Raw genomic sequence first — 17496 nt, forward strand, 5'->3', positions numbered from 1 at the left:
TTAGAGGCGGCGCCAGCTCCAGGTGGTGGTGGCCTCCAGCGGCTCCAGGGGCGTGACCAGGCGCGGCATGGTGTTGAGGCCGTTGGGCGGGCCGGTCTGCGGCTCCACGCACACGGCCTCCCGCTGCTCGTCGTAGACGACCACCCACTCCTCCCGGCTGGCCACCTTCAGCTCCAGCTGCCCGGGCCAGGTGAGGGTCACGTCGACCCCGCCGGGCATGCCGAAGCAGTCGTCCCAGGGGCCGGGCCCCGGGTCGACGCGGTTGCCGGTGGGCAGGTGGTCGTCGCCGCGCTCCTCCTGCCAGGCGGGGGCGAAGTCGAGGCGGACGTCCTCGCCGCCGAGGTTCCGGTTGAACCAGGGGTGCCAGCCGATCTGCGCCGGGAAGGACGACTCGTACGTCTCCACGGACATGGTCAGCGTCAGGGTGTCCGCGGTGAGGGCGACGATCTGGGTGACGCGGCCGGGATGGGGCCAGGGGGCGACGAGCTCGTAGGTGAGGACGGCCTCGTCCGCGCTCGTGCGGGCGGTGCGCCAGGCGTGGTCGCGGACGGTGCCGTGGATGGCGTGGGGCGGGGCGTTCAGCGGCATCTGCCGCACGACCGCGCCGTCCAGGAACCGGCCGTCCCTTATCCGTCCGCACCAGGGCACCATCGGGAAGCAGCCGAACCGCTCGCCCTGCCGCAGCAGCTCCACGCCGCCGATCCGCAGCCCTCCGACCCGGCCGCCGTTGCCCGGCTGCACGGTCACCTCCGCGTCACCCGCGGTCAGCGTGATGTCTTCGTCACTCACGGGACGACCCTACTGGGGTGATCAAGAGGGCCCTCGGTGGTCGGCCTCCTCCGGGCCCGCGGCGCGGTGGCTCAGCGACGCCGGCGCAGGACCCGGACCGCCACGACCGCCGAGGCCAGGGCGAGGGCGGCGGCAGGAGCCGCCCAGCGCAGCGGGGCCGGGGGTGCGACGGTCTGCGGTGCGGGCACCGGGGCGTAGCGGCCGCGGGGCGGGGCGTGGTCGACCTCCTCGGCGCTGCGCCCGATCATGGTCCGCCGCGCGTGCGCCGCCTCGGCGACGTCGTCGTCCTCGTCGTCCTCGACGCTCTCGTCGTCCTCGTCCTTCTCGCCCAGGGGATCGAGCGGGGAGGGCGGGACATGGCCCCCGAAGCCGGGCCGGCGCCCTTCGGCCGGGCCGGGCTCGGGGTCGGGGGCGTCGCCGGTCAGGCCGGGCTCGGGGTCGAGGCCCGGGGCGTCGCCGCCGGTTGCGGTGGCCGGGGGCTCGGCCTCGGGGGCCGGGGCGGAGGCCTGGTCGTCCGTCCGGCCGGTGCCCGCTCCCTCCCCACTGCCGACCGATTCCCCCTCCGCCGACGGGGGCGTGTCGTCGCCGCTGTCGGGTGTCGTTTCGGGGGCCGCCTCCGCGAGGTGTTCCGCGAAACGGTTCAGCAGCCGGGTGACGGCGCCCTCCACCGCGTCCTCGGGGAGTTCCCTGATCCGGCCGTCCGCCGTGGCCGTCCCGTCGAACACCACGGTGCAGCCGTCCTCCGCCTCCCGCAGCGCGATCCGCAGCGCGAGCGTGACCGAGCCGCTGCCGCGCGACTCCTGCGCCGATCCCTCGACGCCGTACGCGCCGGCGTCCCGCCGGGACACCCGTACGGCACCCCGGTAGGTGACGGAGTGGCTGCCGACCCGGATCTTCAGCCGTCCGGCGACGGGCTCCGCACCGGCGTCCTGCTGGAGCCCGGGCACCGCCCGGGCGACCCGCGCGGGGTCGTCCAGCACCTCCCTGAGCCGCTCGGCCGGAACCGGAACGAACACCTCGTGCTCCATGTCGACGGACTCTACCCAGCCGGGGCCGCCTCGCACCCGCGCCTGATGAAATCGCCCCCGATCCGCCCTCCGATCCGCCCCCGATCCGCCCTCCGATCCGAGCCGGATCCGGCCGACCGGGCGTACCCCACGGCCCGCGGACCGGCCGCGTGCCTCAGTACCGGGGATGCACCAGTGTCGACGGCGGCAGCCCCGCGATCCGCGTGCCGCGGGCCGCCCGTTCGCCCGCCGCCAGGGACGCGTCCGTGAGGAGGAGGGGGCGCGGCCCGTCCGGGTCGAGCCGTGGCTGCGGCTGTGAGCGGGCCGCCAGGACGAAGCCCCAGTCGCGGGGCGCGTGGGAGCGGTCGGCGGGCGTGCGGTCGGGCCCGACCGCGAACCCGGCGTGCCGCCCTCCGGCCCGGTACGGGGCCGTCTCGAAGCCGGCCGCGCGCAGGGTCGACTCCACCGTCCAGTAGCCGCGCGGGGCGGACTCCACCGGCCCCGCGTGCACCACGACCCGGCCCCCCGGGGCCAGTACGCGCCGGGCGAGGCCGTAGAACTCCTGCGAGTACAGCTTCGTGCTCGCCGTGATGCCCGGGTCGGGCAGGTCCGAGACGACCACGTCGTACGCCGCCGGGGGTGCGCCGCGCAGCCAGCCGAAGGCGTCGCCGGTCCGCACGCGCACGCGCGGGTCGCCGAAGGCGTGCCCGTTCAGCGCGGACAGGCCCGGGTCGGTGCGGGCCAGGCGCACCACCGCCTCGTCCACTTCGACGACGTCGACCCGCTCCACCCCGGGATGCCGCAGCACCTCGCGCGCCGCCAGTCCGTCGCCGCCGCCGAGGATCAGCACGCGCGCGTGCGGCCCGGCCATGGCGGGGTGGACCAGGGCCTCGTGGTAGCGCCGTTCGTCCCGCTCGCTGACCCGCAGCCGCCCGTCCAGGAACAGGTCCAGGGGCCGGCCCCCCGTGCCGCCCTTGAGGACGACCTCCTGCACTCCGCTCTGCAGCGCGACGCGCACGTCCCCGCCGTAGACGGCCTGCCGCGCGGCCCGTTCGAAGTCGTCGACGAGGACGGCGGCCGAGGCGAGGACCGCCAGCACGAGCGCGTTGCCGAGCAGCAGCAGCCACCGCGCCCGCCGGGTCAGATCGCGGCGGAACAGCCCGAGCACCAGCGCGCCGCCGACGACCGCGTTGACCGCGCCGGTGAGCAGGGCGCCCGTCAACTGCCCGAAGAACGGCAGCAGGAGGAAGGGGAAGGCGAGCCCGCCGACCAGTGCGCCCACGTAGTCCGCCGCGAACAGGTCGGCCACCGCGCCGCCGGCGTCCTGGCGGCGGACGCGCTGGATCAGCTCCATCAGCAGCGGGACCTCGGCACCGATGAGCAGCCCGGTGGCGAGGGAGAAGGCGACCAGGAGGCATCGCGGACCGCTGGCCCAGATCCCGCCCCAGTCTCCGGTCCAGGCGAAGACGGCATACAGGGCCATCGCGCTGCACCCGCCGACCAGGGCGAGGAGGGCCTCGACGGCGCCGAAGCCGGCCGCGGCGTGCGGGCGCAGCCGCTTCGCGGCGAGGGAGCCGAGACCCATCGCGAAGACCATCACGGACAGCACGACGGACGCCTGGGTGACCGAGTCACCCATCAAGTACGAGGCGAGCGCGACGAGTTCGAGTTCGTACACGAGTCCGCAGGCCGCACAGACGAACACGCCCGCGAGGACCAGGAACCGTCCCGTGCCGGGCCGGACGGGCAGGGGCGCCGGGCCACCGGAGCCTCCCCGGGCGCTCCAGTGCGGCGGGGAACCGGGCGGGGCGGGCGCGTGCGGCTCGATCACCCTGCGACGTTACGTCACGCCTCGACCGCGGTTCGTCACCCACACGTGTGGTGCTGGTTTACGGGGGACCGGTGCCGGTACGAGGACGGGAGCGGCACCGCAGCCGCCCGCGGGGGCCGGTTCAGTCGGGTGAGGCCGCCGCCGGGACGCGCAGGCCCACCTTCGTCCGGGTCGCCACCAACTGCCCGTCCTGCGGGTACGCGTGCCAGGTCCGCCAGTGCACCTGCCCCTCGTGGCGCTGGGCGAGCAGGGCCGTGAAGGCGTGCGGGCTGCCGGGGAAGACGCCGGCGAGACCGTGCGGGTGGTCGGAGACGAGGTCGAGCAACTCCTGGGCACGGCCCGCGAAGGAGCCCGGCGAGAGGACCTCGACGCGGGCCGCGAACTCGTACTCCCAGTCCCCCACCCGCTTGGCGACGCCGAGCGGGAGCGGTGTGCTGCTGCCCGGGATGCACGCCACCGTCTCCGAGCAGATGCCCCGCTCCTCCTCCAGCAGGACCTGGTGGGACGCGCCGAGAAGGCGCAACTGCAGCTTGCTGCCGTCCAGTTCGAGGTCGAGCGCGGCCAGTGCGGGAAGCGGCTCGCGCCCCAGGGCCCAGGCGAGATCGGCCGCGCGCGTATCGGTGTAGGAGGTGTTGAGGGTCGTGAGCATGGATCGGCTCCGCAAGCACACAAGGAGAGGGAGATGGGTCCGCTGCGCCCCGGTCGCACCGGGTGATTCGGCCCGGTCGGCCGGTTTCAGGAGGTCTCCGCAAGACGTCCGAGGGGCTGCGTTGGTGGTTTAGAGGGAATCATGAACTGTGGCGCCGCCACAGCGTTTTTACCCAAGTTCGTAGGGTTTCCATCCCTCAGAGGGCTCCACAGCTCAACTGTTCAACTACGGCGTGCGCCGGTGCCGGGGAGGCGTGCGCCGGTGCGCCGTGGCGCGCTCCCGGCTCCTGGCCGGGGCCTGGCCGGGGCATCCGACCGGCTCCCGAAGTCGCCTGTTGACGGGCGCAGTTGCCGCGGACACGGCCGAGGGGGCCGCCGCCCGGGCCGTTTTGTCCTACAGGCATGAGAACGTGCCCGAACGAACTCGATGTCCTGAGACAACCGTGCGAGGGATCCTCCGCACGGGACCCGTGCGATCCCGGACAGCGGAACGCGGGGCCCGCCCCAGGTGCGGACCCCGCGCTCGGTGGCTGCGGCTCCCCCGTCGGGTGAGCGGCCGACCCCGTCAGCTGCCCCCGCCGCCGCAGCCACCTCCCCCGCCGCAGGACGACCCGCCTCCGCAGGACGAGCCGCCGCCGCAGGAGCTTCCCCCGTGGTGGCCGCCGCCGGACGAGCCGGAGTCGCCCCCGGCCCACCAGCTGCCGCTGCCACTGTCGTGACGCGACCCGGTCGACGCCGCCGTCCCGCGACGCGTCGTGCGCGCGGGACCACGGGAACCGCCCGCGCGGGCGAGGGACACCACCGCCCCGATGACGAAGACCCCGATCACCGCCAGGATGATGCCGACGATCATGGCGTCACCCTCCTTCCGTTTCCCCCGAAGCGGCCCCCCGTGGGCGCCTCGCTCTTGCGTGCCGGGGAGATGCCCTCCCGCCACGCGCGCCAAAGCAGAGTTGAGGAACTCCAGAGCTTCGGCGCAGGATGGCCGGCATGACCTCCAGTGCGCGCCCCCTCCTCAACCGCCGGCTCGCCGGGTTCGGGACGACGATCTTCGCCGAGATGTCGGCCCTGGCCCTGAGCACCGGGGCCATCAACCTCGGCCAGGGCTTCCCGGACACCGACGGTCCCGAGGAGGTCAGGGAGGCGGCCGTGCGGGCGCTGCGCGACGGCCGCGGCAACCAGTACCCGCCCGGCCCCGGCGTCCCCGAGCTGCGCACCGCGATCGCCGCCCACCAGCAGCGCCGCTACGGCCTGTCGCTCGACCCCGACACGGAGGTCCTGGTCACCGCCGGCGCGACCGAGGCCATCGCCGCCGCCCTGCTGGCGCTGGTGGAGCCCGGCGACGAGGTGGTCGCCCTGGAGCCGTACTACGACTCCTACGCGGCGTGCGTCGCGATGGCCGGCGGGCGCCGGGTGCCGGTCACCCTGCGCGCGGACACCGAGGAGGGGCGGTTCCGCCTGGACCTCGACGAGCTGCGCGACGCCGTCACCGACCGCACCCGCCTGCTGCTGATCAACACCCCGCACAACCCGACGGGCACGGTCCTCACCCGCGCGGAGCTGGCCGCGATCGCCGAGCTGGCGGTCGAGCGGGACCTGCTGGTGGTGACGGACGAGGTGTACGAGCACCTGGTCTTCGACGACGCCGAGCACGTGCCGCTGGCGACGTTCCCGGGGATGCGCGAGCGCACGGTCACCATCTCCAGCAGCGGCAAGACGTTCTCGTTCACCGGCTGGAAGGTCGGCTGGGTGACGGCCGCCCCGGAGCTGGTCACGGCGGTCCGCTCGGCGAAGCAGTACCTGACGTACGTCTCGGCGGGCCCGTTCCAGTACGCGGTCGCCGAGGCGCTGGCGCTGCCGGACGGCTACTTCGAGGCGTTCCGCGACGACATGCAGGCCAAGCGGGACCTGCTGTCGGCGGGCCTGGAGGAGGCCGGCTTCCGGGTCTTCCGCCCGTCGGGCACGTACTTCGTCACCACCGACATCCGCCCTCTCGGCGAGACGGACGCCATCGCCTTCTGCCGCGGCCTGCCCGAACGCGCCGGTGTCGTGGCCATCCCCAACGCGGTCTTCTACGACCACCGCGAGGAGGGCGCACCGTACGTGCGTTTCGCGTTCTGCAAGCGGACGGGGGTGCTGGAGGAGGCGGTGCGGCGGCTCAAGGGCGTCGCGGGCGGCTGACCCACGGCGTCCGGCAGGGGCGGGAGAAAGAGCTACGGCGCGTACGGCGCGCACCGTGTGTGGTGCGTGCCGACGCGCCGTGACGGGTCGCTCGGGGGGTTACGCGTCGTCCTCGGGCTTCTCCGCCTCGTTGATCTCCTGCTCCAGGCCGAGCTGCTCGACGAGCCACTTGTCGAACTCGATCGCGGCGCGCACCCAGCTGACCGTCGAGGAGACGAAGTGCTCCAGGCTCACGCCCATGCCGATCAGCATCTGGGCCTCGCCGATCAGGCGGACCGTGCCGTCGTCGTGGGTGTGGCTGTAGACCTTGGGCCACAGGGTGCGGCGGTTCCAGTCGTCGATGGACTCCAGGATCTGCGGCTTGGCCTCGATCTCGTGGGGCCGGTCGTAGAACGTCCGCACGGAGAAGACCTGCTGGTCTCCCTCTCCACGGAACATGAAGTAGGTGCGGAACTGCTCCCACGGCGCCGCGAGGTCTCCCTCGTCGTCGACGACGTACTTGAGCTCCATCTGGTCGAGGAGCTGCTTCACGAGGTCCTGATCCGGGACGACGGGGCCCGCCGGTCCTTGGGGCTGCGGCTCGGGCTGGCCCCCGAAGTTCGGAATCGAGGACGGGTCGATGGTCACCGTGAATTTCCCTTCGTACGGATTCCGCCATCCTCCCCCATGCGGGGAGGGGGGTGGCAAGCCCCGACAGACCCTGTCAGCCCACGGCTGACACGATCCGGTCAACCGCAACCCCCGGGTGCCGCAGCCCGTCTCCCCCGGCGTCGGGTGAAGGGGGCGGCGGCCGTGGTGGCAGCGGAGCGGGGTCGTCCCCGGTGGGGGCTGGTCCTGCCGTTCCTGGCGGTGCCGGTTGTCGTCCTCGGGTTCCTCGTCATCGGCCTTTTCATGTGGGCCTGGGCGGACGAGAACGGGGACGAGCGCGCCGACGCGGTGGCCACCGTCCACTGCACGGAGGCACTGGCCTTCGGCGCTGCCGCGCGCCCGGCCCGCGCCGAGGCGCGCGAGTGCACCGTGCAGCGGGGCATCGACACCGCCTACGCGGCGTTGCTGCGGATGCCCCGCGCGGACGTACGGGACTGGCTGCGCGCCACGTACCCGGACGCCCCGGAGCCCCGCACCGGCGGCGGGGTCTGCGGGGCGCTCTGCCTGGACGTGACCCGCGGCAGCGGTCTGCCCGTCACCGCCGGGGCCCACGTGGTGCAGGTGCGGGTGGAGTACGAGAACGCCGAGACCGCGCGGGTGCGCTTCTCGGCGTTCACGACGTGACGTGCCGACTTCTACGGCGTCCTGCCCGTGGCCGGGCCCACCAGCAGCTGGTCGCCGAAGCGGTCCACCCGGACCGTGTCGCCGTCCTTGATCTCCCCGGACAGGATCTCCTTGGCGAGGCGGTCGCCGATGGCCGACTGGACGAGCCGCCGCAGCGGCCGGGCCCCGTAGGCCGGGTCCAGTCCCTCCTCGGCGAGCCAGGCCAGGGCCTCCGGCGTGATGTCGAGGCTCAGGCGCCGCTCGGCGAGGCGCTTGGCCAGGCGGTCGATCTGGAGCTTGGCGATGCGCTCCAGCTCGGGCTTGGTCAGCGCGGCGAAGACGACCAGGTCGTCCAGGCGGTTGAGGAACTCCGGCTTGAAGGAGCTGCGCACCACCTCCAGCACCTGCTCCTTCTTCTCCGTCTCACTGGTGAGCGGGTCGACCAGGAACTGGCTGCCCAGGTTCGACGTCAGCACCAGGATCGTGTTGCGGAAGTCGACCGTACGGCCCTGCCCGTCCGTGAGGCGCCCGTCGTCCAGCACCTGGAGCAGGATGTCGAAGACCTCGGGGTGGGCCTTCTCCACCTCGTCCAGCAGGACGACGGAGTACGGCCGCCTGCGCACGGCCTCGGTGAGCTGGCCGCCCTCCTCGTAGCCGACGTATCCGGGCGGGGCGCCGACGAGCCGGGCCACGCTGTGCTTCTCGCTGTACTCCGACATGTCGATGCGGACCATGGCCCGCTCGTCGTCGAAGAGGAAGTCGGCGAGGGCCTTGGCGAGTTCGGTCTTGCCGACGCCGGTCGGGCCGAGGAAGAGGAAGGACCCGGTGGGGCGGTCGGGGTCGGCGATCCCGGCGCGGGAGCGCCGTACGGCGTCGCTGACCGCGCGCACGGCCTCGGCCTGGCCGATGAGCCGCTTGCCCAGCTCGTCCTCCATGCGCAGCAGCTTCTGCGTCTCGCCCTCCATCAGCCGCCCGGCGGGAATGCCGGTCCAGGAGGCGACGACGTCGGCGATGTCGTCGGCGCCGACCTCCTCCTTGACCATGGTGTCCCTGGCCACCTCCTCCTCGGCCTCGGAGGCGGCCTCCAGCTCCTTCTCCAGGGCGGGGATCTCGCCGTAGAGGAGCTTGGAGGCGGTGTCGAAGTCGCCGTCGCGCTGTGCCCGTTCGGCCTGGCCGCGCAGTTCGTCGAGGCGTTCCTTCAGCTCACCCACGCGGTTGAGGGACTGCTTCTCCTTCTCCCAGCGGGCGGTGAGGCCGCGCAGCTCCTCCTCCTTGTCGGCGAGGTCGCGGCGCAGCTTCTCCAGGCGCTCGCGGGAGGCCGCGTCGGTCTCCTTGCCGATCGCCAGCTCCTCCATCTTCAGCCGGTCGACGGCGCGCTGGAGTTCGTCGATCTCCACGGGCGAGGAGTCGATCTCCATGCGCAGCCGCGAGGCGGCCTCGTCGACGAGGTCGATGGCCTTGTCGGGCAGGAAGCGGGAGGTGATGTACCGGTCGGAGAGGGTGGCGGCCGCGACCAGCGCGCTGTCGGCGATCTGCACCTTGTGGTGGGCCTCGTACCGCCCCTTGAGCCCGCGCAGGATCGCGATCGAGTCCTCGACGCTCGGCTCGGCCACCAGCACCTGCTGGAAGCGCCGCTCCAGCGCCGGGTCCTTCTCGATCCGCTCGCGGTACTCGTCGAGGGTGGTGGCCCCGACCATGCGCAGCTCGCCGCGGGCCAGCATCGGCTTGAGCATGTTGCCGGCGTCCATCGCGGAGTCGCCGCCGGCACCGGCCCCGACGACGGTGTGCAGCTCGTCGATGAAGGTGATGATCTGCCCGTCGGAGTCCTTGATCTCGGCCAGGACGGTCTTCAGCCGCTCCTCGAACTCGCCGCGGTACTTGGCCCCGGCGACCATGGCGCCGAGGTCGAGGGCGACGAGCCGCTTGTCCTTGAGGGACTCGGGCACGTCCCCCTTGACGATGCGCTGGGCGAGCCCTTCGACGACGGCGGTCTTGCCGACGCCCGGCTCACCGATGAGGACGGGGTTGTTCTTGGTGCGCCGGGACAGCACCTGCACCACGCGCCGGATCTCCTGGTCCCGCCCGATGACGGGGTCGAGCTTGCCGTCCCGCGCGGCGGCGGTGAAGTCGGTCCCGAACTTCTCCAGGGCCTTGTACTGGCCCTCGGGGTCTGCCGTGGTCACGCGTCGCTGTCCTCGCGTCTTCTGGAAGGCGGCCTGGAGCTTCTTGGCGTCGGCCCCCTGCTGGGACAGCACCTCGCCGGCCGCGCCGCCCTTCGCGGCGATGCCGATGAGCAGGTGCTCCGTGGAGAGGTACTCGTCGCCGAGGTCCTTGGCGCGGGTCTGCGCGTCGGCGACGACGGCGAGCATCTCGCGGTTGGGCTGGGGCGGCGCGACGGTCGACCCCGTCACGCTGGGCAGCCCGGCCAGCACGCGCTCGGCGCCGGAGCGCACGGCGGCCTGGTCGGCGTCGACCGCGGCGAGCAGGTCGGTGATGTTCTCGTTGTCCTGCCCCTGGAGCAGTGCGAGGAGCAGGTGGGCGGGGGTGAGGTCCGGGTGTCCCTCGGTCACGGCCCGGTTGCTGGCAGCGTTGATCGCGTCCCGGCTCCGGTTGGTCAGCTCGGCGTCCACGTTCGCGTTCTCCTCCTTGCACTGACCCGTACGACTTACACAAAGTTGAGTCTACGACACTCAAGGACGTGCCGGGAGGGCCCGACGGGTTAAGTTCCGGACCATGGCGACCACGTACTCCGTCGATCCGGGTGCCCCGGACCCGGCGTTTCTCGGCTTCTGGCGGGATCGGCACCTGTGCACCCTGACGACGCTCCGCCCGGACGGCACCCCGCACGTGGTACCCGTCGGGGTCACCTACGACCCCGGCGCCCGGCTCGCCCGGGTGATCACGAACAGGACGAGCGCGAAGGTGCGGCACGTGCTGGCCGCCGGGGAGGACGGGGCCGCGGTCGCCGTCTGCCAGCTGGAGGGGCGGCGCTGGGCGACGCTGGAGGGGCGGGCGTTCGTCCGCACGGAACCGGAACGGGTGGCCGAGGCGGAACGCCGCTACGCGGAGCGCTACGGGCGGACGCCCTCGCCGAACCCGTCGCGCGTGGTCATCGAGATCGAGCTGACGCGCGCGATGGGGCGCGGTTCGGCGAAGTGAAAATCCACACCCGTGATCGACTGGTTCCAGCCACCGGGGACGCGGGCCGATACCGGGAAATGTCCCCAGAAACTGCAGCGGCGTCACCGTGTTCAGGTCACGGTGACGCCGCTGCGGGGGGAAGCACCTGAGCGATCTGTTACGACGGGGGAATCGCGTCAGGCACTGCGGGGGGTGGCAGAGATGGTCCTCGGGACAGGGGAGTCGGCCTCCACCTGCTGGTGGTCCCGTTGGTCCAGGTTCACAAAGATCATTCCGTACCGCACGGCACATCGCACTGGCTGCGGCGCCCCCCGAGGCCGCCGCAGACACCGGTACGCCCGCACGTCTCCGTCCTCGTCCCGCGTGACGACGACCGGCTCACCGAACACGGTCACCATCAGCGAGTCACCGCTGTGGGGGATGGCGGTGACCAGGTCGATGAAGTGCCAGCCGGAGCGGTAGGCGGTGGCCATTTCACGGCGGAAGGAGCGGTCGTCGGGTGGAGTGGTCACGGTCAGCTCCCGGCTTCGTCAGCACCGGGAACCGCGGAGTCTCCCCTGCTGCCGGCGTCAGAATTCACCGCCACCGAAGGCCAGACGCTGTTCGCCCGTACGTCGTCCTTCACATCGGAGAAGCCCCCGAGCACACCCAGGGCCGCGGCGACGGAGAAGGCGGCGACAAGCACCGAGCGAAGCATTCTGCTGCACATAGTCGGCTTCGTCCTCACTTGAAGGTCCCCTTTTCCCCCGTCGAGTACGACGATGGCTCATTCGGGCACGTCATGGCCACACAATCGATGCATCATGTTCCTGCATGTTCAGGACCCTGGGGGGTGGAGATTTGGGATCAAATCAGACTAACGAGACACATCCCCATCCGATTACGGAGTTGTGCGAGGAAGGTGGCCGCCTTTACACCATCGCACTGCGCGCGGGACGTCTGGCGCGCAAGGACGCGGACCCCGCACCCTGCCTGATCGAGCTGGCCCTGCTCCACCCCGATCCCGACGACCCGACCTGGCTCCGTCCGGTCCCTCCCGTGGTAGCCCTCTCGCGGCAGCTCAACCCCCTGGAACAGGAGATCGCGGACCGCAGGCGCCGCGCGATCGACCTCGCGGAGACCTTCCAGCCGTTCATGACGCTCGGCGCCCAGATGGCCACGACCAGCGACTCCATCACCGTCCTGGAGGGCGGCGAGCGCATCAACGCCGCGCTGAACCTGGCCACCTCCCAGTGCCAGAAGGAGATGCTCACCCTGCAGCCCAGCGACCGGGTGTCCGAACGCAGCCTCCTGCAGGGCATGAAGCGCGACAGGCCGCTGATAGAACGCGGTGTGCGGATCCGCACCGTGTACCAGCACACGGCCCGGTACAACCCGGAGCAACTGGCGTACTCCGCCCGCCTCGCCGACGGCAAGGCGGAATACCGCACGATCGACGAACTCGTCGAGCGCCTGATCATCTGCGACGAGACCGTCGCCTTCATCCCCACCCGCGACGACCAGCAGGTCGCCCTGGAACTGCGGCACCCGGGGATCATCCGGTACCTCATCAAGGTCTTCGAGTTCATCTGGAACCGGGCGGTGCCGCTGAGCGAGACCACCCCCTACGAGATCGCGCCGGACGGCATCACGGAGATCCAGTACTCGATAGCCAAGCTCCTGGTCGAAGGCCATGTCGACGAGGCCATCGCCCGCCGCCTGGGCATGAACGTGCGCACCTGCCGGGCCCACATCGCCAAGCTGGCCTCGCTGCTGGGCAGCGGCAGCCGCGCCCAACTGGGCTACCTCATCGCCCAGTCGGGGATCCTGGAGCGGGAGGGAGCGCCCGAGTGAGCGCGCGGCACCGCGAGCACGGCGTCGAGGACCTGTGCACCGCCGGCAGGGAACTGTACGAACAGGCCCTGCGGCACGGGGGGTTGACGGCCGAGGACGGGCGGGCCGCTCCCTGCCTGGTGGACCTCGGCCTGCTCCATCCCGCCGTCGACGACCCGGCCCGGCTGGAACCCCTCGCCCCGGTCGTCGCGCTGCACCGGCTGCTGCGGAGCTCCGGGGAGCGGATCGCGCGGGAGCGGCAGCGCGAGGCGCGGCTGGCCGAGACGTTCGGTTCCCTGATGCGGATCGCCGGACCCCGCTCGGCGGCCGGCGACCCGCCCACGATCCGGCTGCTCACCGGCACGGAGCGGATCAACCAGGCCATCACCGACGCCATGGCCGACGCCCGCGAGGAAGTGATCACCGTCCAGCCCCGCACCGGACTGACCGGCGAACGCGGCCAGGCCGCCGACGCCGCCTCGCTCGGCCGCGACCAGGCCGCGCTGGACCGCGGCTGCCGCATCCGGACCCTGTACCCGCACACGCTGCGCCACTTCCCGACCATCATCGCCCGGTGCGAGCGGCTGGCGGGCGACGTCGAGCTGCGCTCCCTGGACGAGGTCCCCGACCGGCTCATCCTCATCGACCGCGCGGTGGCCTTCGTCCCGGCCGACAAGGACGGCGGACTCGCGCTGGAGATCCGCCACCCGGCCATCGTGGGATACCTGGCCACGGCCTTCGACCGCCTCTGGCGGCTGGCCACGCCCATGTACCCCGAAGCCGCCCCCCAGCCCTCCCGCGACGGCATCACCGCCCGCCAGCACGCCATAGCCACCCTCCTCGTGGAGGGTCACACCGACGCCGTCATCGCCGACCGGCTCGGGATGAACGTCCGCACCGCCCGGGTCCACATCGCCAAACTCGCCGCGACGCTGGGCAGCCGGAGCAGGGCTCAGCTCGGCTACCTCATCGGGCAGTCCGGGATCCTCGACCGGGAGCACTGACCTGCTGCCGTGCGGCCACCGCCCGCGGGGGGCCGTCCAGTCCCGCCTGGGCGATGCGCACGCCCAGCTGCGTACGGCTCGCCGCCCCCAGCGTCTCCGACAGCCGCGCGATGTGCGCCCGGCACGTCCGCACGCTGATCCCCAGCCGTTCCGCGATCACCGCGTCCTGGTGCCCCTCCGCGAGCAGGGCGGCGATCGACTGCTCCCGGTGGGAGATGCCCTCGATGCCGGTGTCGGGCAGCGGGGCCGTCAGCGGGATCGCCAGGCGCCACAGCCGTTCGAAGACCGTGACCAGGTACTCGATCAGCGCCGGGTGCCGCAGCTCCAGCGCCATCGTCCGGTCGGTGTTGGCGGGGATGAACGCCACCGTCCGGTCGAACAGGATCAGCCGGTCGATGACCTCGTCCAGCGTGCGCGCCTCGACCGCGTCGCCCATCAGCTCCAGGTACGTGAGCAACCCCTGCCCGTGCCGGGCGACATGGGTGTACAGGTCCCGCATCCGCACCCCGCGGCCCCGCAGTGCCAGCGCCCGGTGCAGCCCTTCGGAGAGCTCCGCCTCGCGGCGGATGCCGCCCGGCTGCACCGTCAGCACCTCGGTCGTGCACGCCTGCGTCGCCTCGTCCATCGCCGCCTGGATCCGGGCGAGTCCGTCGAGGACGCGGATCGCCGGGCCCTCCGCGGCCGCCGCGGCCGGCTGCACCTGGCGGCCCAGCCCGGCGTACCACTCGACCGCGGCGACCGCCGACCCCACCCGCCGCTGGCTCGCGCTGACCTCGTCGTACATCCCGCGCAGCAGCCGGGTCATGACCTCCTGCGGCGAGGTCGGCACCAGCCAGTCCATGTCGTCCGGGTCCGGGTGCAGCAGGGCGAGCTCCAGCAGGCAGGGCACCGGCTCCGCGTCCCGGCGCGTGACCCGGCCCCGCCGTACGGCCCGGGAATACACGCGATCCCCGGCCTCGCACAGCCGGTCGGCACCGTGAGGATGCTCCTCCGTCCCGTGCCCGGCCATCGCCCGTTCCACCCCCGGTTCCGCCGCCTTCCGCAGCGCCACTATGCGCGGCCCGGACCTGCTCCGCAACACGGCTCCCCCGGCCGGGAGTTCCTTTTTGCGCCGTTCGGTCCGTGAATCCGCGCGCTCCGCCGGCCCGTTGCCCCACGGGAGGTGCCGGGTCCGCGGCCGATGTGCCACCGTGTGATCACGGGCCGGGCCCGCCTGCCCGGCGAGGGGGAGAGATGAACGATGCGGGGGAACCGGCCGGCCCGCGCCGCCTGCCCGCCGTCGACGCGCTGCGGGGCTTCGCCCTGCTGGGCATCCTGGTGGTCAACAGCGCGCAGATGATGAGCCCTTACGAGGCGGAGGGGTTCCGCGACCCGGGCGCGGCGCCCGTGGACCACGTCGCCGTGTGGCTGGTGACGGCGCTGGCGTCGAGCAAGTTCTACCTGCTGTTCTCGTTCCTGTTCGGCTACAGCTTCACCCTGCAGACGGCCTCCGCCGAGCGGAACGGCGGGAACCCCACCGCGCGGTTCCTGCGCCGGTCCCTGGGCCTGGTGCTGCTCGGCCTGGCGCACGCGGTCCTGTTGTACACCGGCGACATCCTCATGGCCTACGGCCTGCTGGGTCTGGTCCTGTGGGGGGCGCGGCGGGCCGCGCCGGCCACGGCCGTGAAGGCCGCCGCCTGGATCCACGGCGTGTTCGGCGCCGTCCTCGTCGGGCTGGGGGCGCTCACCACGGCGGTGGACGAGGTGGAACCGGTGCCGCACGGGGCGATCGCCGAGGCCGTGGCCGCCTACCGCGGCACCGCCGGCACGGTGGTACGGGAGAACCTGGACCGGCTGCCGCTCACCTTCGCCGCCATGCTCCTGATGGCGCCGGGCGTGCTCGCGGCCTTCCTCCTCGGTCTGGCCGCGGGCCGGCGGCGCCTGCTCGCTCCCGGCGGGGTGGGCCGCGCCCGGCTGCGGCGGACCGCGGCCGCCGGACTGGCCGTGGGAGTCCCGGGAGCTGTCTTCTTCGCCTCCGCCGCCCAGGGGCCGCTGGACGACCGCTGGCACCTCCTGGGCGTCGGCGTGGGGACCCTGACGGCCCCGGCCCTGTCGGCCGCGTACGCGTGCCTGCTGCTGCTCCTGCTGGACTCGCCCCGGGCGGACCGCGTGCGGCGGCTCTTCGTCCCGGCGGGCCGCCTCGCGCTGACGAACTACCTCGGGCAGTCCCTGGTCGTGATGTGCCTGGCGACGGCGTACGGCCTGTCCCTGTACGGGCGTCTGGGAGCGGCCGCCGTGCTGCTGCTCGCCCTCGCCGTGTACGCCCTCCAGCTGGCTCTGAGCACGGCGTGGCTGCGGCGTTTCCGGTACGGGCCCGCCGAGTGGCTGCTCCGGGCGCTCACGCTGGCGGAACGCCCGGGGCGGGCCCGCGTCCCGCGAGCGCCCGAACCGGCCGGCTGAGACCGGCGGCCCGGCCGGGACCGGGCCGCGCTAGTCGAGACCCGCCGCCTCGCACGCCGCCTTGTACCTGGCCGTGCAGATGTCCGACAGCTTGTAGATGTCGTCGGCCACGACGGTGTCCTTGATGTTCTCCTTGGTCAGCGCCACCACCGGCACGAGCTGCGCCGGGATGCCCTTGTGGGTGGGGCTGTCGACCTTGTCCCGGGCGAGGGCGGCGAACTGGATGTCCCGGCCCTGCACCTTGGCGACGGCCATCTCCGCGGCGTTCTCCGCCTCCTGCGGGTACGACTTGTAGACGCTCATGTACTGCTCGCCCGCGAGGATCCGCTGCACGGCCGCCAGTTCCGCGTCCTGGCCGGTGATCGGCGGCAGGTCGGTCACGCCCGCGGCCTTGAGGGCCTTGACGATGCCGCCGGCCATGCCGTCGTTGGCCGAGTAGACGGCCTTGATGTCGTCCTTGCCGATCTTCGCGATCGCCTCGGCCATGTTGGCCTCGGCGTTCTCCGGCTTCCAGTCCTTGGTGTCGAAGGACTGCGCGATCGTCACCTTGCCGTTCAGCTCGGACAGCGCCCCGGCCTTGAACTGCTTGGCGTTGGGGTCCGTGGACGAGCCGTTCATCATGACGATCTTGTCGGACAGGCTCGCCTTCTCGCCGATGGCCTCCAGCAGGGAGCGCCCCTGGACCTCGCCGACCAGTTCGTTGTCGAAGGAGATGTACGCGTCGATGGGGCCCTCGGCCAGCCGGTCGTAGGCGATGACCGGGATCCCGGCCTCCTTCGCCTTCTTCACGCCGTCGGCGATGGCGTGCGAGTCGACCGCGTCCAGCAGGATCACGTCGACCCGGTCGTCGATCATCCGCTGCATCTGGTCGGCCTGCTTGTCGGCGCTCGCCTCGGCGTTGGCGTACTCGACGCGGCCCTTGTCGTTGGTGAGGGACTCGACCTTCCGCTTGATGATCGGGTAGTCGAAGTTCTCGTAGCGCGTGTTGGCCTTCTCCGGCAGCAGCAGGCCCACCGTGATGTCGTTGCCCTTGGTCGGGCTCGCGTCGTCACTGCTCCCGGTCGCGTTGAGCACGCCGCAGCCGGCGAGCGAGACGGAGATCGTGGCGGCGGCCACGGATATGGCGATACGACGACGCATGCGGGGGCTCACTTCGCGTGTGATTCGGACGTGGGCACAGCATTGCGGCCCATGTGTCTGAAAAGACAACGCGGACGCGCCCCCCAGCGTCAAGCGGAACCACTTAACGAGATGACAACACCACGCTCCGCAGCAGTTGTGAAGACTCTGCGGAACCGCCTTCAAGTGCCGCACACCACCCGGTCATCGGCGGGGCGGCCGGAAAAACCGCCGCAAGGGACCCAAGGCGCACGAAAAGGGCCGGGAGTCAACT

The 17496-nt window shown here is 72.4% G+C and carries 16 protein-coding genes; 6 read left to right on the forward strand and 10 right to left on the reverse strand.

Going from position 1 to position 17496, the window contains the following annotated elements; all coding sequences use genetic code 11:
* The 5 genes from AC07DA_RS12085 to AC07DA_RS12105 all read right to left on the reverse strand — a co-directional run bounded on the left by AC07DA_RS12085 (position 1) and on the right by AC07DA_RS12105 (position 5128).
* Positions 1 to 789, reverse strand: coding sequence for an aldose epimerase family protein (locus AC07DA_RS12085; protein WP_479127070.1), 789 nt, complete (start codon positions 787 to 789; stop codon positions 1 to 3).
* A gap of 71 nt (positions 790 to 860) precedes the next feature.
* Positions 861 to 1817, reverse strand: a complete 957-nt coding sequence (locus tag AC07DA_RS12090) for an SRPBCC domain-containing protein (protein WP_479127072.1) — start codon at positions 1815 to 1817, stop codon at positions 861 to 863.
* Positions 1818 to 1971: 154 nt separating this feature from the next.
* A complete protein-coding gene (locus tag AC07DA_RS12095) occupies positions 1972 to 3627 on the reverse strand; it encodes a polyamine aminopropyltransferase (RefSeq protein WP_479127074.1) in 1656 nt (551 codons plus the stop codon).
* Between the two features lie 121 nt (positions 3628 to 3748).
* Entirely contained in the window at positions 3749 to 4276 is a 528-nt protein-coding gene (locus tag AC07DA_RS12100; RefSeq protein WP_479127076.1) for a DUF2617 family protein, read from the reverse strand.
* Between the two features lie 564 nt (positions 4277 to 4840).
* Positions 4841 to 5128, reverse strand: coding sequence for a hypothetical protein (locus AC07DA_RS12105; RefSeq protein ID WP_479127079.1), 288 nt, complete (start codon positions 5126 to 5128; stop codon positions 4841 to 4843).
* Positions 5129 to 5256: 128 nt separating this feature from the next.
* Here AC07DA_RS12105 and AC07DA_RS12110 point away from each other — a divergent pair, with 128 nt between their 5' ends.
* Positions 5257 to 6456 carry a pyridoxal phosphate-dependent aminotransferase gene (locus tag AC07DA_RS12110; protein ID WP_479127081.1) on the forward strand — a complete coding sequence of 400 codons (1200 nt, stop codon included), beginning with the start codon at positions 5257 to 5259 and terminating at the stop codon, positions 6454 to 6456.
* Between the two features lie 99 nt (positions 6457 to 6555).
* Here the strand turns inward: AC07DA_RS12110 and AC07DA_RS12115 are convergent, their stop codons facing one another.
* A complete protein-coding gene (locus tag AC07DA_RS12115) occupies positions 6556 to 7083 on the reverse strand; it encodes a YbjN domain-containing protein (RefSeq protein WP_479127083.1) in 528 nt (175 codons plus the stop codon).
* Between the two features lie 165 nt (positions 7084 to 7248).
* Between AC07DA_RS12115 and AC07DA_RS12120 the strand changes: the two genes are divergently transcribed.
* Positions 7249 to 7728, forward strand: a complete 480-nt coding sequence (locus AC07DA_RS12120; protein WP_479127085.1) for a hypothetical protein — start codon at positions 7249 to 7251, stop codon at positions 7726 to 7728.
* 11 nt (positions 7729 to 7739) lie between these two features.
* Here AC07DA_RS12120 and clpB read toward each other — a convergent pair whose 3' ends face one another.
* Positions 7740 to 10337, reverse strand: coding sequence for an ATP-dependent chaperone ClpB (gene clpB / locus AC07DA_RS12125; RefSeq protein ID WP_479127087.1), 2598 nt, complete (start codon positions 10335 to 10337; stop codon positions 7740 to 7742).
* A 103-nt stretch (positions 10338 to 10440) separates the two neighbouring features.
* Here clpB and AC07DA_RS12130 point away from each other — a divergent pair, with 103 nt between their 5' ends.
* Positions 10441 to 10866 (forward strand): pyridoxamine 5'-phosphate oxidase family protein, encoded by a 426-nt coding sequence (locus AC07DA_RS12130; RefSeq protein WP_479127089.1) that lies wholly within the window; start codon positions 10441 to 10443, stop codon positions 10864 to 10866.
* A 158-nt stretch (positions 10867 to 11024) separates the two neighbouring features.
* Here the strand turns inward: AC07DA_RS12130 and AC07DA_RS12135 are convergent, their stop codons facing one another.
* Positions 11025 to 11360, reverse strand: a complete 336-nt coding sequence (locus tag AC07DA_RS12135; protein ID WP_094054633.1) for a Rieske (2Fe-2S) protein — start codon at positions 11358 to 11360, stop codon at positions 11025 to 11027.
* 301 nt (positions 11361 to 11661) lie between these two features.
* Between AC07DA_RS12135 and AC07DA_RS12140 the strand changes: the two genes are divergently transcribed.
* Positions 11662 to 12681 (forward strand): helix-turn-helix transcriptional regulator, encoded by a 1020-nt coding sequence (locus AC07DA_RS12140; protein ID WP_479127091.1) that lies wholly within the window; start codon positions 11662 to 11664, stop codon positions 12679 to 12681.
* A complete protein-coding gene (locus tag AC07DA_RS12145) occupies positions 12678 to 13664 on the forward strand; it encodes a helix-turn-helix transcriptional regulator (RefSeq protein WP_479127093.1) in 987 nt (328 codons plus the stop codon). The genes AC07DA_RS12140 and AC07DA_RS12145 overlap by 4 nt, the downstream gene beginning before the upstream one ends.
* On the opposite strand, the gene AC07DA_RS12150 is transcribed toward AC07DA_RS12145, so the two are convergent.
* Positions 13627 to 14673 (reverse strand): helix-turn-helix transcriptional regulator, encoded by a 1047-nt coding sequence (locus AC07DA_RS12150; protein ID WP_479127320.1) that lies wholly within the window; start codon positions 14671 to 14673, stop codon positions 13627 to 13629. The genes AC07DA_RS12145 and AC07DA_RS12150 overlap by 38 nt on opposite strands.
* Positions 14674 to 14897: 224 nt before the next feature.
* Here AC07DA_RS12150 and AC07DA_RS12155 point away from each other — a divergent pair, with 224 nt between their 5' ends.
* Entirely contained in the window at positions 14898 to 16103 is a 1206-nt protein-coding gene (locus AC07DA_RS12155) for a DUF418 domain-containing protein (protein WP_479127095.1), read from the forward strand.
* A 30-nt stretch (positions 16104 to 16133) separates the two neighbouring features.
* Here the strand turns inward: AC07DA_RS12155 and AC07DA_RS12160 are convergent, their stop codons facing one another.
* Positions 16134 to 17243: a sugar ABC transporter substrate-binding protein gene (locus tag AC07DA_RS12160; protein WP_479127098.1), complete on the reverse strand. Its 1110-nt coding sequence runs from the start codon at positions 17241 to 17243 to the stop codon at positions 16134 to 16136.
* Positions 17244 to 17496 lie beyond the last annotated feature (253 nt).

It is taken from the genome of Streptomyces sp. NPDC044921 (genome assembly GCF_056432865.1).